Origin of the sequence: Coleofasciculus chthonoplastes PCC 7420 (genome assembly GCF_000155555.1) — a bacterium.
GTDB lineage: Bacteria > Cyanobacteriota > Cyanobacteriia > Cyanobacteriales > Coleofasciculaceae > Coleofasciculus > Coleofasciculus chthonoplastes_A.
In genome coordinates this window covers 41,737-57,907 of record NZ_DS989853.1, presented here as the reverse complement: position 1 = coordinate 57,907, position 16,171 = coordinate 41,737, and the positions used below count along the sequence as shown (strand labels likewise).

Annotated in this window: 12 protein-coding genes, 1 tRNA gene and 3 pseudogenes; 9 read left to right on the top strand and 7 right to left on the bottom strand. The window is 45.7% G+C overall.

The features are described from left to right. Positions 1-84: 84 nt before the first annotated feature. The 4 genes from MC7420_RS18415 to MC7420_RS18400 all read right to left on the bottom strand — a co-directional run bounded on the left by MC7420_RS18415 (position 85) and on the right by MC7420_RS18400 (position 3,244). Positions 85-157 (bottom strand) — tRNA-Ala (locus MC7420_RS18415). Between the two features lie 249 nt (positions 158-406). After that, positions 407-841 carry an endonuclease domain-containing protein gene (locus MC7420_RS18410; protein WP_006102248.1) on the bottom strand — a complete coding sequence of 145 codons (435 nt, stop codon included), beginning with the start codon at positions 839-841 and terminating at the stop codon, positions 407-409. Positions 842-1,644: 803 nt separating this feature from the next. Beyond that, positions 1,645-2,352, bottom strand: a complete 708-nt coding sequence (locus MC7420_RS18405; RefSeq protein ID WP_006102170.1) for an HAD family hydrolase — start codon at positions 2,350-2,352, stop codon at positions 1,645-1,647. Positions 2,353-2,365: 13 nt separating this feature from the next. Then, positions 2,366-3,244 (bottom strand): class I SAM-dependent methyltransferase, encoded by an 879-nt coding sequence (locus tag MC7420_RS18400; RefSeq protein WP_006102338.1) that lies wholly within the window; start codon positions 3,242-3,244, stop codon positions 2,366-2,368. A gap of 462 nt (positions 3,245-3,706) precedes the next feature. On the opposite strand from MC7420_RS18400, the gene MC7420_RS18390 reads away from it, so the two are divergent. After that, positions 3,707-3,967 (top strand): hypothetical protein, encoded by a 261-nt coding sequence (locus MC7420_RS18390; RefSeq protein ID WP_006102140.1) that lies wholly within the window; start codon positions 3,707-3,709, stop codon positions 3,965-3,967. Positions 3,968-4,031: 64 nt separating this feature from the next. On the opposite strand, the pseudogene MC7420_RS38220 reads toward MC7420_RS18390, so the two are convergent. Continuing rightward, positions 4,032-4,508: pseudogene (locus MC7420_RS38220) on the bottom strand (CheR family methyltransferase); the annotation flags it as partial. A gap of 347 nt (positions 4,509-4,855) precedes the next feature. Here MC7420_RS38220 and MC7420_RS42635 point away from each other — a divergent pair. The 7 genes and pseudogenes from MC7420_RS42635 to MC7420_RS18350 form a co-directional block, all read left to right on the top strand. Beyond that, positions 4,856-5,146: pseudogene (locus tag MC7420_RS42635) on the top strand (tetratricopeptide repeat protein); the annotation flags it as partial. Between the two features lie 492 nt (positions 5,147-5,638). Beyond that, on the top strand, positions 5,639-5,905 hold the full coding sequence (locus tag MC7420_RS18375) for a hypothetical protein (RefSeq protein WP_006102297.1): 267 nt from the start codon (positions 5,639-5,641) through the stop codon (positions 5,903-5,905). 311 nt (positions 5,906-6,216) lie between these two features. Continuing rightward, a complete protein-coding gene (locus tag MC7420_RS18370; protein WP_006102280.1) occupies positions 6,217-6,432 on the top strand; it encodes a hypothetical protein in 216 nt (71 codons plus the stop codon). A gap of 3 nt (positions 6,433-6,435) precedes the next feature. Continuing rightward, the gene (locus tag MC7420_RS18365; RefSeq protein WP_006102355.1) at positions 6,436-6,843 is read left to right on the top strand and encodes a hypothetical protein; all 408 of its coding nucleotides are present in this window, start codon (positions 6,436-6,438) and stop codon (positions 6,841-6,843) included. Positions 6,844-6,897: 54 nt separating this feature from the next. Further along, complete coding sequence (purL, locus tag MC7420_RS18360) at positions 6,898-9,246, top strand: phosphoribosylformylglycinamidine synthase subunit PurL (RefSeq protein ID WP_006102360.1); 2,349 nt, start codon at positions 6,898-6,900, stop codon at positions 9,244-9,246. Positions 9,247-9,411: 165 nt separating this feature from the next. Then, positions 9,412-10,905: an amidophosphoribosyltransferase gene (gene purF / locus MC7420_RS18355; RefSeq protein WP_006102177.1), complete on the top strand. Its 1,494-nt coding sequence runs from the start codon at positions 9,412-9,414 to the stop codon at positions 10,903-10,905. 941 nt (positions 10,906-11,846) lie between these two features. Beyond that, positions 11,847-12,614 (top strand): annotated as a pseudogene (locus MC7420_RS18350) (hypothetical protein); the annotation flags it as partial. Positions 12,615-12,700: 86 nt separating this feature from the next. Here the strand turns inward: MC7420_RS18350 and MC7420_RS18345 are convergent. After that, positions 12,701-14,560: a serine/threonine-protein kinase gene (locus tag MC7420_RS18345; protein WP_006102328.1), complete on the bottom strand. Its 1,860-nt coding sequence runs from the start codon at positions 14,558-14,560 to the stop codon at positions 12,701-12,703. A gap of 507 nt (positions 14,561-15,067) precedes the next feature. Then, on the bottom strand, positions 15,068-15,460 hold the full coding sequence (locus MC7420_RS18340; RefSeq protein WP_044208112.1) for a GNAT family N-acetyltransferase: 393 nt from the start codon (positions 15,458-15,460) through the stop codon (positions 15,068-15,070). A gap of 176 nt (positions 15,461-15,636) precedes the next feature. Here MC7420_RS18340 and MC7420_RS18335 point away from each other — a divergent pair, with 176 nt between their 5' ends. Continuing rightward, positions 15,637-16,020 carry a hypothetical protein gene (locus MC7420_RS18335; protein WP_006102141.1) on the top strand — a complete coding sequence of 128 codons (384 nt, stop codon included), beginning with the start codon at positions 15,637-15,639 and terminating at the stop codon, positions 16,018-16,020. Positions 16,021-16,171: the final 151 nt, after the last annotated feature.

Sequence of the window (16,171 nt, the reverse complement as noted above, 5' to 3'; positions counted from 1 at the left end):
CTAACCACAGATGCCAGTTAATTCAATTTGTCAAGATGACACTAATCAGACAACGATGACAAATAATGTGGCAATTGACAAAAATGGAGAATACCGGATTTGAACCGGTGACCTCTGCGGTGCGATCGCAGCGCTCTACCAACTGAGCTAATTCCCCGGACTCCTAGTCTAGCATACCGTAGCGGTTCACCAGAGCGATCGCACGGCTGCCGTTTTGCCCAAGCAGTCTTTATTACATTTTTAAAATAGAATTGTCAACCCCCTCAAGAAGTATTTTGACACGAAGCCGAGTCGCATCCTGACGAAGAACGATGTGCTCAAGTTTGTCAATTGGTATAAGGGTTTAGATTTATAGCAAAAGGCAGAAGGGTTCTTTCTGATACAAGGTCGTTTCAGCTATTAAACGTCATGAGTTTTGAGTTGGCGTGGGCTGTAGAACGGCTGAGGCGGTTGAGGCGATCGCATCAATCTTTTGACAAACACTTTCAAAATGATTGAGTACCTCCTCATTTGTAAACCGAACGACCTGCAAACCATAGCCTTCTAATATACTGGTTCTGTTAAAATCATAGACTTTCCCTTGGTCTGTAAAATGAGAATCCCCATCTATTTCAATCACTAATTTCAAGGCAGCACAGTAAAAATCAACAATGAAGTAATCAATAGGTCTCTGTCGCAGTATCCGGAATTTAAATGTTCTCAGGTAGTCTCGCCAGAGTTTTTTCTCGGCTGGGGTTGGATTTTGGCGAAGGGATTTTGCTCTGGCTACTAGGCGCGAATCATAGGGAAGATGAAAGTCTGGGGTGTTGAGGTTTCGGTTGCCTGATGTTGGTAATGCCATTTTTCTTCAACCAGAAATTGAAAAGAGGGACATCGAGTGCAGTTTTCCTATGCAATAAAAGCGAAGCATCCTTACAAAAAGGACTTTGAATCCAGTTCCCCCCTTTTTAAGGGGGGCTAGGGGGGATCTCCACTTAAGTTGAGATTCTATTGCATCAGTTTATGGATTTATTTATTAAGTATAGATCCCCCTAAATCCCCCTTCAAAAGGGGGACTTTGAATGCGCTTGCTCCCTGAAGTCAGACTAGAGTCAATTTAATCCGGTTCCCCCCTTTTTAAGGGGGGCTAGGGGGGATCTCTACTCAAATTGTGATTATATTGCATCAGTTTATGGATTTATTTATTAAGTATAGATCCCCCTAAATCCCCCTTCAAAAGGGGGACTTTGAATTCGCTTGCTCCCTGAAGTCAGACTAGAGTCAATTTAATCCGGTTCCCCTCTTTTTAAGCAGGACTTTGAATCCGCTTGCTCCCTGAAGTCAGACTAGAGTCAATTTAATCCGGTTCCCCTCTTTTTAAGCAGGACTTTGAATCCGCTTGCTCCCTGAAGCTAGACTCAAGTAAATTTAATCCGGTTCCCCCCTTTTTAAGGGGGGCTAGGGGGGATCTCTACTCAAATTGTGATTATATTGCATCAGTTTATGGACTTCTTGATGAAGTTTAGATCCCCCTAAATCCCCCTTCAAAAGGGGGACTTTGAATTCGCTTGCTCCCTGAAGCCAAACTAGAGTCAATTTAATCCGGTTCCCCTCTTTTTAAGCAGGACTTTGAATCCGCTTGCTGCAAATCGCACGGCTTCGCTTCTAACCCACAACTTGAGCATAAACTTCCTGCACGCGCTCAAGTTCAAGCTGATGCAGATAATCAACCGTCCAGTCGGCTTGACGCTGAAGCATGTGGAAGGGATAGGTATTAGCAACGCCGACAACTTGCATCCCGGCGCGTTTGGCGGCTTCAATACCCGCTGGTGTATCCTCTATGGCGAGACAATCAGAGGATTTGGCATTAAGTTCTGGAAACTGTTGATTGAGGCGTTCCACAGCTAACAGATATCCATCCGGTTCCGGTTTACTCACCTTAATGTCATCCCCTGCCACAATAACCGGAAAATATTGCAAGAGTTTAGCCCGATCCAAGACTAACTCAACTTCCTTTCGCAAAGCACCACTCACTACTCCCATGGGTAATTGAGCCACGCGGATTTTGTAAATTAAATCTTCGACTCCCGGATATATCGGTAATTTAGACAGAGTTTCCAGTTGACGGCGGTAGGCGTCGGCTTTTCGGGAGATTAAACGGGTTAAGTCGTCATCACTTACCACCCGACCTCGTTTCTCCAATAATACTTTTAAGCAAGCGCGATCGCTACGCCCCAAACAATCCTCCCAGTAATCCGACGCCGAGGGACGCAGATTTTCGCCCAGCAGAATGTCTTCGATGAGTTGCTGATGCATCGACTCATCGTTGATAATCACGCCGTTGAAATCAAACAGAACTGCCTTTAAACTCATACCACATTCGTTACTATGCTGGAGCTGGAATACCTTCAGAACCGAAGTCGTCGATTGTACGGCGTTGAGTCCGTTGGTACACTTGTTCGTCTACCGGGAGAGGTTTCATGCCTTGGGTAACCTGATTCAGCAACCACACGTCTTGAGTCTGCACCGCTTCAAACCCAGCCGAACCCATCCAGGCGTCTACGCTATCGGTGGCGTAAGCTTTGATATAGGGTTCTTCAAACACCTCCGTTAACCAGTTTACTTGACGCAAGGTTCGCTGATTCCCATCTAAGATCAGAACTTGTCCACCTCCCTTGAGGAGTCGGAAGCTTTCCCGCAAAATCGACTTTGCCACGGCTGGGGGGGTTTCGTGGAATAATAAGGAAGCGGTTACCAGGTCAAAAGACGCCTCTGGTAAACCCGTCTCTTCCGCTTTGCCATGACGCCATTGAATCTCTACCCCAGCGGCTTTAGCTTTGCGCTCTGCCATGACTAACATATAAGGGGACAAATCCAAACCGATTACCTCAGCTTCAGGAAACGCCTGTTTTAACAGTAGAGTCGTTGAACCCGTACCGCAGCCTAAATCCAGAATCCGTCGCGGTGTTCCCTGGATGCGATTGATTAACTCCTGGCGTACCCAGGTTTCGTTGGGAGGTAAAGCGTATTGGGTAATCGGATCATAGCTGGTTGCCGCACTACCATTCAAGTAACCCCCTTCAATCCCGTGGAAGTTCTGACTCTTGTAGTAATCAGGGTAAACTAAGTCAGGCGTTGAGACGCGATCGCTCTCTTGTTCCCAGTCAATGCTCTCATAAAGCTGGCGCAATTGCTCCCCGTCGATGAATACGCCAACAATGGGTTGTAAGAATTGCTCCCAAAGCGTGTCTTTGCGATTCACCATAAGTTTAAGCTCTAATCCTACTTGCTTAATTTATTGTAATAATTTTGGCACTTCTGAGCAGAACATCCGGATTCAGGGATGTCTTAGACCACCCATTCATTACTGGGTCTTGACAAAAACCACATTTCATGAATGTAAACATCCCCACTTGAGAAAGAGCGAGTATGACTAATGATACCTAACTAATCATGGCAGATCAGCAGTTTTTCTATGGAAAAAGAATGATTTGTCGCCACCATACTTGTGACTGCAATCACTTTATTAAGTTGATCGATTTCATCAAATTTATATTATGCAGCTCACCCCTAGGGCGGATTAAAATCAAAACTCCGGATGATTTAACTCTCTATAAAGAGTGGAAAAATTCGGTACAGTTATAAGTGGGAATCAAGAAAGCATTTCTCTCTCAACCTTTAGGTTCTCCATCTTTGTAATTCCTCGAAATCAGGACACCAGCCGATCATGATTACCTTTTCCCTCGAACCCAATTCTGTGTCTACATCTAAGCCCTGGAAGCTGCAAATTTGGCTCTCGCCTAAATCTCAGGCGATTTATTACCTGCATGATCCCCAACAAGCACAGTCAATTCTTGAATTTATTATTGCCAAAAATAATACTCAAACTTCTCCGATTAAAGAACAAGGTGAATTATCCTTTGCTGGCTTAATTCCTCGTTCATTAGCCTCTCACCAGCCTTTAAAAGCTGGCGCTTGTGTTTGTTAAAGGTTTTTACGAAATACCAGTGACCCGTCAACCGTCAACTATCAATCGTCAATCCTAACTAAAATCATCCTTCTTTTCGATAAAGTCCTAACTGAACAGCTTGCATCTGCCGAAAATTTGATGATAAAGCTTCATGGCGACCAACAACCAATACGCCTCCAGGAATCAATCGCTTGACTATTTGCGATAACACCTTTTGTTGTAAGTCTGCATCGAAATAAGTTAATACTAGATTCCGACACAATATTAAATGAAATGACTCCGAAGGCATAGTGGTACGAATATCCTGTTGTTTAAACTCAATTCCTGAACGAAAATCAGGACGAATACAGTAAAATTCATCGGATCGAATGAAACCCTTTGTTAACCAGCCAGAAGGAATTTCTTTTAAACTTCCCCATTCATAACAACCCGTTCTCGCCCTCTCTAAAAGATAGCCATTGGCATCAGTCGCAACAATTCGCAGTGAAAGGTGAGAAACTTGAGAGAATTGGGTTAAATGCCAGAGAATAGAAAGAGTATAGGCTTCTTCTCCAGATGCACAGCCAGCACTCTAGCAGACTAATTCTGTGTCACCTCGTTCTTGGGCAAGTTGGATAAGTTGGGGGAATAGTTCTTGATGTAAATGCTGGAAAATTGGTTGATCGCGATAAAATATGGAAATCGTAATTCGACAGTAGCAATCTAATATTGTCCATTCTTCCGGATGAGTATTTAGGTAAGATTGATAGGCGTCACTATCGGATAGTCCAAGTTAAAAAATACGCCGCTGGATACGTTTACAGGCTTGCTTTCGTACCTTACGAAACCCCGCCCAACGTAGGTTTAATTGAGGTAAAGCCCACTGTAAGAAGCGAACGCATTCAGTATCTTTCATCGCTGTTATTCGACAATCTGGCTAATCTCTACTATGTTCAGGGAAGGTATGGTGAAGCTGAACCTTTGTATCAAAAAGCCTTAGAGTTATACAAACGTCTGCTGGGTGATGACCATCCTGATGTAGCAAGCAGTCTCAACAATCTGGCATATCTCTACTCATCACAGGGAAGGTATGGTGAAGCCGAACCCTTGTATCAACAAGCCTTAGAGTTGTGTAAACGCCTGCTGGGTGATGACCATCCGAACACAATTACTGTCCGTGAAAATTTGCAAAGAATGCGCGAACAATGGAATCAATAGGTTTCCTTTATTTCCGAAGTTTAGACTAGATGTGTGCTTCTCAAACAGGTGATGATAGCGGATGTCTGTCCTTGCCTACATTAATTTTCAACCTCCGTGAACAGGTAAGTGGAAAAAGTCGCAGGTACTCAGAACAAAGCAATCCGCCAGTTTGGGACTAAGGCTTCAATCAAATGCGATTGAGTTGGTCAGGATAGATTAGTTGTGCGGGTGGTAGACCGTATTGTTTTTCAGTAAAAGAATCTACGCTATCCCAGATTACAAACCATCCTTTAGAGGTTTGGCAAGAATTGTGAAATCCTTGTAGTGCGAGCATCTTGCTCGCTAAGCACCATTGTAGAGACGCGCCATGGCGCGTCTGGAACATAAATGATGTGTCCTAACCGCTATGGCGGTTGCTATATATATAATCGACATTCCCATTCCGCAGATATTCAAGCCCAAATTGTCCACTTCAAAATGTAGTACAAAAGGGAACAAGACCTTCCAGCCTTGAAAGACCGACGCTGGCTTAATCGCCAAAAAGCGTGGGATATTGCTGAACGCTCATTGAACAATCTGAAAAATAACGATACACCGTTCATGGGAGAACAGATTGTAGAAACGGCTAAGACAAGAGGATTTTTGTCGGTGTGGATGACTGTATTCGCCGAAGATACTGATATGTTAAAGCGGTTTATTTATAGTTTTGAAGGAACTTGTCAGTCCTGTTTTAATGATCAGTTTCAACCAATTCCTCGTCCAGGTGGGGCGCTGTGAATCCATCCGTGTTAACTATCTCCTTGCCAAGCCACGTTTATCGGGGCGGGTTTAGTCACATCTGGGTCAACAAAAAAGGATAGCAGTCAAACCCGCCCCTACAGTCTCTGACTTAAAACTATCTTGTACTGGTGTTGACGTAGACGCGATCGCGATTAAAATCAAGAGTATTTTGATGGTTTGGTTTCTGCCGCATAAAGTGGCAGATTATAACGCACATAAGCTAAATTAGGTTGCTGATGCTGAACCTGATCAGGCTGGCATCGAGTAAGCTGTCGGTGTAAACTATTACGATTTGGGAACGTATAATTATGTCACTCGCGGAGGTACTTCATGCTGCACGGCGACTCACCCCAACGGAAAAGCTCAAACTGATCCGAATTTTGGCTGAGGATTTGGAGACGGCTGAGGATATTTCACCGTTGGAACCCTTTAAAATTTATGACTTGCCAACCCCCTACAATTGCTTTGGGGCAGGTGCAGTTTTAATGGAAGCCTTCAAACGCTCAGATGCAAGTCAGCAGTGATATATGCGGTTTAAATATTCAACCACTAGCCCAACTCAAAATGAGTTTGACAGCCTACCCAGACTGCCGCTACTGCTACATCGGGAAGACCAAACCGTTGAAGCAATTGGGCTAGTGGATAGCGGTGCTACAGTGAATGTCTTACCTTTTGAACTCGGTCTTCAATTAGGGGAAATTTGGGACGATCGCAAAGCTATTATTCAGTTAGCGGGTAATCTCAGCAATCAGCCAGCGATGCCGTTTTCTGCGATCGCCCAAATCGCAGACTGTCCACCAACTGAATTGGTGTTTGCATGGGTGCAGCGTCCAAACACACCATTGATTTTGGGTCAGACCAACTTTTTTCTGGAATTCGATGTGTGCTTCTACCGTTCTAAATTGGAATTTGAAGTCAAGCCGAAATCTCCTTAGCCAGACCCCCATTACCCGATACAATTATCCCTGTGCCATTTGTACAAGGGTTCCATGTCTACTCTATCCTCTGCCCCCTTTTCCCCTGAAGAAATCGCCGCTGAAGGACTCAAACCGGACGAATACGCGGAAATTGTTAAACGCCTAGGGCGTCACCCCAATAAAGCTGAATTGGGGATGTTTGGCGTCATGTGGTCTGAACATTGTTGCTACAAGAACTCCCGCCCCCTCCTCAAACAATTCCCCACCACCGGGAAACGTATCCTAGTCGGTCCCGGTGAAAATGCGGGTGTGGTAGATTTGGGCGACGGACTTCAACTCGCGTTTAAAATTGAATCCCATAACCACCCCTCAGCAGTAGAACCCTATCAAGGTGCAGCTACAGGTGTTGGTGGAATACTACGGGATATCTTTACTATGGGGGCGCGTCCCATTGCGGTTTTGAATTCCCTGCGCTTCGGTTCCCTGGATAATCCCCGTACCCGGCGCTTATTTACGGGTGTGGTGGCGGGTATTTCTGGGTATGGTAACTCTGTTGGTGTCCCTACCGTTGGCGGTGAGGTGTACTTTGACCCCGCTTATACCGGGAATCCCCTGGTCAATGTGATGGCGCTGGGATTGATGGAAACGCCAGAAATTGTTAAATCTGGGGCGTCAGGGATTGGGAATCCGGTGCTGTATGTGGGTTCTACTACCGGACGCGATGGCATGGGCGGTGCGAGTTTTGCGAGTGCAGAACTGACCGATAAATCTATGGATGACCGCCCAGCGGTGCAAGTGGGTGACCCCTTCTTGGAAAAATGCCTGATTGAAGCCTGTTTAGAAGCCTTTAAAACTGGGGCGGTAGTCGCGGCACAGGATATGGGGGCGGCGGGGATTACTTGTTCGACCTCGGAAATGGCGGCAAAGGGGGGTGTGGGGATTGAATTAGATTTAGATTTAATTCCTGTCCGAGAAACAGGGATGGTTCCCTATGAATATTTACTCTCGGAATCCCAGGAACGGATGCTATTTGTGGCACATAAGGGACGAGAACAGGAATTAATTGATATTTTCCACCGTTGGGAACTTCATGCGGTTGTCGCGGGTACGGTGATTGAAGAACCGATTGTGCGGATTCTGTTTCAAGGGGGAGTGGCGGCGGAAATCCCAGCCACGGCGTTATCGGATAATACGCCAATTTATTATCGGGATGTGTTGACCGAAGCGCCAGACTATGCAAAGAAGGCGTGGCAATGGACGGTTGAGTCATTACCGAGTTGTACCCGTAACGGAATCGAACTGTCGGATGAGGCTAAATCCTGGACAGATATTCTCCTCCAACTCCTGGATACACCCACGATTGCCTCGAAACGCTGGGTCTATCGCCAGTATGACCATCAGGTGCAAAATAACACTGTGATGCTTCCCGGTGGTGCAGATGCGGCAATCATCCGCTTACGTCCCCCGGAATCGGGCAGAAATGCCCAATCGGGTGTCGCGGCTACGGTGGATTGTAATTCTCGCTATATCTATCTTGATCCTTACGAAGGGGCAAAGGCTGTGGTTGCTGAAGCCGCCCGCAATTTAAGTTGTGTGGGGGCAGAACCTGTTGCTGTAACCGATAATCTGAATTTTGGGTCACCAGAAAAGCCGATAGGATACTGGCAACTGGCATCGGCTTGTCAGGGTATCGCCGAGGCTTGTGCAGAATTGGCGACGCCTGTGACGGGGGGAAATGTCTCGCTGTATAACGAAACCGTGGATAGTCAGGGAAATCCCCAACCGATTTATCCCACCCCGGTGATTGGAATGGTGGGGGCGATTCCCGATTTAAGTCAGATTTGTTCTCAAGGATGGCAGGGTGAAGGGGATTTAATTTATTTATTGGGATTATCACTAACTGTAACTACACCGCAGTTAACCCTAGGTGGTTCAGAATACTTGAGTGCGATTCATGGCGTTGTTGCTGGAAAACCGCCTATTGTGGATTTTGAGTTAGAACGTCGGGTGCAAGCGGCTTGTCGTGAAGGCATTCGCCGCCGCTTCCTGAATTCAGCCCATGATTGTGCGGAGGGTGGATTAGCTGTGGCGCTGGCGGAATGTTGTATTTCTGGCGGATTGGGGGCTGAGATTGACTTAGGATTGACGGAGGCGTCTCTAGAACGGCGTTGGGATGAAATTTTATTTGGTGAAAGCGCCAGTCGGATTCTGGTGTCGGTGAAGCCGGAAGCCCAAGGGGATTGGGAGGCTTACCTGACGGAATGTCTAGGAGAATCTGCCCAGGATTGGCAACGGTTGGGGGTGGTTAAATCTCTCTCGGAAGGATTAAAAATTTTAATGAACGATCATCCTCCCTTAATCAACGCTACGATCGCAGATATGAGCGATCGCTTCTTTAACGCATTAGAACGTCGCTTGTAGCCGTGTTGAGGTAGTCACGGCTGATGAATGACCAATGACGCATGATCCATGACTTACAAATTAATGGTATCGTTAAGGAATCGTTAATTAAACTTAACGATTCCCGATTGATTTGCGTTAATACAAGTCGAACTGACTGCCACTATCAGGAGTAAGCTAATACCCATGATTCTCCAGCCACCCCACTCCTCTACCCCCAATCCTGCTGAATCTGATCAGATTATCAGCCAACGCCCCGACAAACCTGAAGAAGCTTGCGGGGTTTTTGGTATCTATGCACCAGACGAAGATGTCGCTAAGCTAACTTATTTTGGTTTGTTTGCCCTGCAACATCGGGGTCAAGAATCAGCGGGGATTGCCACCTTTGAGGGAGAACAGGTGCGTCTCTATAAGAATATGGGACTTGTCTCCCAAGTCTTTAACGAAGATATTTTGAACCAAATGCCCGGAACAATCGCGGTGGGTCATACCCGTTACTCGACAACGGGGTCGAGTCGGGTTGTCAATGCCCAACCTGCTGTTGTGAATACCCGCTTAGGGTCTTTGGCTTTAGCACATAATGGAAATTTAGTCAATGCTTCAGAGTTACGAACCCATTTAGAGAACCGCAACTATAATGAATTTTTGACCACGACGGATTCTGAGATGATTGCGATCGCGATCGGTGCGGAAGTGGATCAAGGGAAGGATTGGTTAGAGGCGGCGATTAGTGCGTTTAACCTTTGTGAAGGTGCCTATAGTTTAGTAATTGGTACGCCGGAAGGGGTGATGGGAGTGCGTGATCCCCATGGCGTTCGTCCCTTGGTGATTGGCACCTTAGGCACAAATCCGATGCGTTATGTCCTCGCCTCAGAAACCTGTGGGTTAGATATTATTGGTGCAGAATACCTACGGGATGTCGAACCCGGAGAATTGGTTTGGATTACCGAAGCCGGGATGGCGTCATTCCACTGGAGTCAAAAACCCCAACGCAAGCTGTGTATTTTTGAAATGATTTATTTTGCCCGCCCGGATAGCGTGATGCAGGATGAAAGCATCTACAGCTATCGGCTACGGTTGGGGCGTCAATTGGCAAAAGAAGCGGCGACTGACGCCGATATTGTGATTGCGGTACCGGATTCCGGTGTACCCGCCGCGATCGGCTTTTCCCAAGAGTCGGGAATTCCCTACGCGGAAGGATTGATTAAAAATCGCTATGTGGGGCGCACGTTTATCCAACCGACGCAGAGTATGCGAGAGTCGGGGATTCGGATGAAACTGAATCCTCTGAAAGATGTTCTCGCGGGTAAGCGAGTGATTATTGTAGACGATTCGATTGTTCGGGGAACCACGAGTCGGAAGATTGTCAAAGCGTTACGGGATGCAGGGGCGACTGAGGTTCACATGCGGGTTTCCGCACCACCTGTAACTCATCCCTGTTTCTATGGGATTGACACTGATTCTCAAGACCAGCTTATTGCGGCAACCAAGTCGGTTGAGGAAATTGCTGAACAAATTGGGGTGGATTCTCTGGCGTATGTGAGTTGGGACGGTATGATGCTGGCGACTCAAGATAATGCGAATACGTTCTGTTCGGCGTGTTTCACCGGAGATTATCCGATTCCAGTTCCCGAACGACTAAAACGCTCTAAGTTGATGCTGGAAGAAGCGAAGGTTTAAGCACCATTGTAGAGACGTTGCATGCAACGTCTCTACATAAATGATGTGTCCTAACCGCTATGGCGGTTGCTATAAATCGGTCGGTGCGCCCCTACTGTTTTTGGGCGCTTCAAGCTACCATAGGGCTTATTCAGCAGACCCTAAGCTGTTCGGCATTTAAACCTTAATGTCAAGAATGGCAAAATCCTTGTAGTGCGTTTAGCGAAGCCATGCCGCAGGCTTTAGCGAAGCCATGCCGCAGGCTTTGCATCTTGCTCGCTACCCATTCCCAATTTAAATGCATGACAGCTTACCATAAAAGTCTGTTCCCTATTGCCTATTGCCCATTCCCTATTGCCTACTTTTAGAAATTTTTTTGTAGTAAATACTACCGTTTTTTCAGTCCTTTGAAGGTCAAGGGTGGGAATTGACTTTCAATAACGAATATGCTAAAAACAGAAAATCTTGATTGCAACTTTACAAGTTTACCGCTAGACAATCAACTTACCAAAGTATACAGCGTTTCCAAATCATTTGTAAACGCAAAAGGTTTGAAAGCCTTCTTGTTGAATTGTGTTTAGGAGTTCTTGCATATCATTTTAAAACGCTATCTATAGCCAAATACCAGGGTCACTCGTTGATGAGTGGACTACTAAGTAGGTGAGGACAATTAAAGTTAACGGTTGAGATTAGGGAACAGTAAGGGTTTGAGGAACATTCACAGAACTTAACATAGTTCGGTTTATTTCCACCGACTTACTTAGATCAAAAAACGTGTTAAGGAGTCAAATATAGATGTCAAACTCATCGTCTGTTAAGCCTCAAATATTAACAACAACTGATTGGAGACTCAGCCCCGGTTACTTATGTGAAGGGGGATCTGATTTTGAATCCGTTCATATTTTGTTGGGTCGGTTTTTAGCAGATCGGCATTCAGAAGATCCCTTGCCTGATGTATCCAGGCAGCACAATCTCACGTTCGGTTAATTAAACGAGCAGTGGATGAGGTATCCAGCCTAGAGTATCTGGCACGCGATCGCAATGGTAAAGCCCTAAAATCTTTGAAAAAAGTCTGCCAGCAGATTCAACAGGTGGGAACTACGTTACAGGTGAAGAAGAAAAATGGACACCTGGTTGCCAAAAACTGGGATGATCCAGAATTTGCTGTCGGTCCCAATGAAAAGAAAGAAGTGGGCGATCGTCAATTGTTGCATTATGAATCTCCGGATAGCGACACGTCTAATATTCCCGAAGACGTAATTATCGCCCATGAGGTGACGGCTGATGAATTTGAAGGGGTAATCGATACATCGATTGAGTATGAACATGAATTAAATATTTCCATGTTCCACTCCGATGAAGTGAACGAGGAAGCGATTCTATTTGCAAACTGGGCATATCGCCTGCTACATGATGCGATTATTTCCCATCGGCATATTTTAGCCGGGAGTCCCTTATCCTGGTTAATGCAGCTTCCCTTTGCGGTGGAAATTCTTTGTTCAACGGCTGACGAAACGGAAGTCGTGACAGAATGTTCAGCAACCTGTATTAACTACAAAGATTTTGAGAGTAAGTTGATTCGCCGTTCATTTACCTGTCAATTCCATCCGGAACTGCTTCAGGATCTAAAGGATCTTCATCACCGGGAACCTCCCACTTATGACGAGTTGAAGCGTGATGATGGTGCTCGTTTATTTGCCCGACTTTTGTATTCTGGGATGCAGGAATAAGGGCATCTGAATAACATCATCACCATGGCGCGACGGATGGAAGAGGTGAGATTTTGACCCCCGGTTGAGGGAAAATTGTTCCCTACTTAAATAAATTGCCAAAGTTTAATCGTTTTATCTTGAGCCGCACTCGCCAAGGTTGAACTATCTGGACTAATTGCCACAGACATAACACCAGCGGAATGATCCGATAAGGTCTGGATCAGTTTTCCACGACCCGGATGCCAAAGTCTAACCGTTCCATCAGCACTACCACTAATTAATAGGCGACCTTTGGCGCTGATGGCAACAGAATGAACCGCATCTGTATGTTCAGTCAGCGTCAATAAAATATCACCTGTCTTTAAGTTCCAGACTTGAATCGTCGCATCCGCACTACCACTGATTAAAAGTTGACCACTAGGACTAAAGGCAAGTGAATTGACGGCATCGGTATGACCATGTAGGGTCAGTTGAATTTCACCTGTGGCTAAATTCCACAATTTGATCGTGCGATCTGCACTACCACTTGCCAGAATCTGTCCATCTGGACTAATGACAATCGTATGAATCATGCTGGAATGACCATCAAGAGTTTTCTGTATATCTTGTAGGTTTAAATTCCAAATGTTAATTGTTTTATCAGCACTGCCACTGGCGAGAAGCTGTCCATCTGAACTAAAAGCAACTGACTTAATCCAACCTGAATGTTGCTTCAGGGTATGCTTTAATGTTTGGGTCGTTAATTCCCAAAGTTTAATCGTGTGATCCCAACTCCCACTGACTAAAAACTGTCCATCTGGACTAAAAGCAATGGTATCAATTAAACTAGAATGCCCAGAAAATGTACAACTGGGTATACCACTCTCCAGATGCCAGAGTTTAACGCTACGATCCGCACCCCCACTCGCCAGAATCTGTCCGTCTGGATGAAAGGCGATCGCATGAATCGAACTCGAATGACCCCGCAACGTCCGTACACATTGCCACGTCGGTGTTAGCGTGTTTGGTTTAACTGATGGATTTGGGGAAGCGACTGACAATGATTGGGCTAACGTCTGGGTGAGATGCAAATCCTGGAGAATCTGGGCGGCTGACTGATAGCGCAGTTTTACCGCCCCCTCCAGCATTTTATTCAAGGTTTGCGTGAGGCGATCGCTAATCGGTTCAACTAGGTAGTCTTGCCACACCCACATTCCTTCTAAACTGTTAAACAAGTCAAAGGGATGAATGCTGGTTAGTAAATGAATACAAGTCACCCCTAAACTATACAAATCACTACTTGTTACCGCTTTGCCCATCAGTTGTTCCGGGGCGGCATAAGCCGCAGAACCAATCACGGTTCCGGTTCTGGCTAATGCTGTTTTTGTGGTCAATTTTGCGGCACTAAAATCAACGAGAACCAGAGTATCGGCGTCTGTCTCGATTCCTGTACTGGCAGAACAAATAATATTGGCTGGATTAATATCTCGGTGAATAACCTGATGAGAATGAATATACTGTAATACAGGCAACAGTTGTGCCAAGATATGGCGGATCTGGGTTTCATTAAATGCTCCTTCTTGCACTAATTGTTGAGCTAAACTCTCTCCTTCTACTAAGCATTGCACGATCGCCCCCGTCGTTCCCCTTTGCGGATTGGGTTCAAAATAAGCCAGCAGTCGGGGAATCTGGGGATGTTCGCCTAGAGTTTGTAATCGGGCGGCTTCTTGACGAAAAGATGCCGCCGCTTTCTCAATATTGGTTGTCCCTTGATTGGTGGGTGAAAACTGCTTGATAATACAAGTGGATAATCCCGACTCAGATTCGTCAATTGCCCGAAAGGTACGACCAATACCCCCCTGACTAATCAACTCCATCGCCCGGTAGCGATCGCCTAAAAGTAATTTTGACCCACAAGTGGAGCAAAATCTGGCATGATCAGGGTTGTCGGGTTTGGGACAAGTTAGGTTAAGGCAGTAACTCATTCGCGAATTTTGGGAGTCAGGAATTTATCCTATTGTGGCTTGCATTCAGCTTTAAGCTGAAGTTACTCCAGTGCAGATGTACTACACCCAGGCTAAATCCTTATTCCGTGGTGGTTTTAGCGCTCAATCCCCTCAAAAATTGTACCCATGTACGGCGACTTAAAAATCGCGCAAAGCCGCACGGTGAGGCAGTTTTGATTTTTTGGTTGGGGGAACTTCAGTTTAAGTAGGTTAAAGGAAATAAACCAGGAAGGAAAAGTAGTGCGAGCGTCTCGCTCGCTATTTTGTATGGGTTTTTTCTCCCCTAGTGCAAGAAGGCAGAAATAACTGAACAGCTAATATCTCCCCCCGCTTCCCCTGCTCCCTCTGCTCCCCCTGCTTCATCGTATCTACGAAGCTGCTCAAGTATTTTTATGCCCGCTGCACTAGCTCCCCCATCTCCCCCATCTCCCCCATCTCCCCCATCTCCCCCATCTCCCCCATCACCCCCTCACCCCATCTCCGAAATCATGCTTCCTGTTTCCGGCTACCTGGCGGCTGGCGTATCATCAAATCCTCAGTCGTTGATACAAAACCATGTCTGCTGTACCAGGCGCGTAAATTTTCTATGCCAAAAGGACTACCCTTGTCCAGTTCTAGAGTAATTGGTTTATCATGCAACATTTGACAAAGCATCTTCAGGATTTTAGAACCATACCCTTTGCCACGATTACCAGGCATGACGTTTAAGAAATGAATAAAATAGGAGGTTTCATCCTCACAGACAGATACCACTCCGACTAAGTCATCTGCCTGAGTAAACTCATACCTCATTTCCCCTTGATATCCAAAAGTTCTGGGAAAGACTCGTACCGATAGATTCACGGTTAACTCATCCTCTCGTCCATTCAACTTATACACCACCCTATTGTCAAAGTCCGGTTAGTGCGTCGGCAGATGTAACCTTAGTTAGCTGAAGAAAAATCTATCTTCTTGAAGATACCTCTTTGTCAATTATCGTTTCCTCTGATAGAGGTAAACCAGACTTCAATCAAAAATAATAAAAATGTAACAAACTCTCATGGGAGAGAACGCCAATGCGATATAAAAATCTTACAGCCATAGGAATCATAGCCGCCATGTTCGGCTTAGCGAACCCTGTCTCGGCTCAATCACCAGTCACGACCAAAGCCGACGACGTTACCCTCTCTGGTGAATCCCTAATGGGCATTGAACAGAGAAATCTCGGCGATGATTTTGACCAGTTCTTTTTAGATGATCCAGCCCTGGCATGGAGAGGAACAGGTGGTAGCCAGATTAATTTTAACAACCAAGCTGGTACTGACTTTCAGTTAATAGACGATGTGGAAATCTCAGTTAACGAACCCTTATCTCCACCGATCAGTCCAATCAATTTCCGCAGACACGAGAATTTGAGCAGCGGACTTGATCGCGTGGAAGTACAAGTTGAACTTGATTAATGGTTATATGTTTTTCCGAAAGTAGGGGCGGGTTTAGGGCTTTCATTTTGCTATTGATGATCAAGTTTATTCAAAACCCGCCCTGACAAAGGCTTTCATTTTGCTATTGATGATCAAGTTTATTCAAAACCCGCCCTGACAAAGGCTTTCA

What these genes read in the sequence shown, in the direction of transcription:
- MC7420_RS18410 (WP_006102248.1), bottom strand. Translation starts at nt 841, where the DNA reads ATGGCATTACCAACATCAGGCAACCGAAACCTCAACACCCCAGACTTT.
- MC7420_RS18405 (WP_006102170.1), bottom strand. Translation starts at nt 2,352, where the DNA reads ATGAGTTTAAAGGCAGTTCTGTTTGATTTCAACGGCGTGATTATCAAC.
- MC7420_RS18400 (WP_006102338.1), bottom strand. Translation starts at nt 3,244, where the DNA reads ATGGTGAATCGCAAAGACACGCTTTGGGAGCAATTCTTACAACCCATT.
- MC7420_RS18390 (WP_006102140.1), top strand. Translation starts at nt 3,707, where the DNA reads ATGATTACCTTTTCCCTCGAACCCAATTCTGTGTCTACATCTAAGCCC.
- MC7420_RS18370 (WP_006102280.1), top strand. Translation starts at nt 6,217, where the DNA reads ATGTCACTCGCGGAGGTACTTCATGCTGCACGGCGACTCACCCCAACG.
- MC7420_RS18365 (WP_006102355.1), top strand. Translation starts at nt 6,436, where the DNA reads ATGCGGTTTAAATATTCAACCACTAGCCCAACTCAAAATGAGTTTGAC.
- purL (WP_006102360.1), top strand. Translation starts at nt 6,898, where the DNA reads ATGTCTACTCTATCCTCTGCCCCCTTTTCCCCTGAAGAAATCGCCGCT.
- purF (WP_006102177.1), top strand. Translation starts at nt 9,412, where the DNA reads ATGATTCTCCAGCCACCCCACTCCTCTACCCCCAATCCTGCTGAATCT.
- MC7420_RS18345 (WP_006102328.1), bottom strand. Translation starts at nt 14,560, where the DNA reads ATGAGTTACTGCCTTAACCTAACTTGTCCCAAACCCGACAACCCTGAT.
- MC7420_RS18335 (WP_006102141.1), top strand. Translation starts at nt 15,637, where the DNA reads ATGCGATATAAAAATCTTACAGCCATAGGAATCATAGCCGCCATGTTC.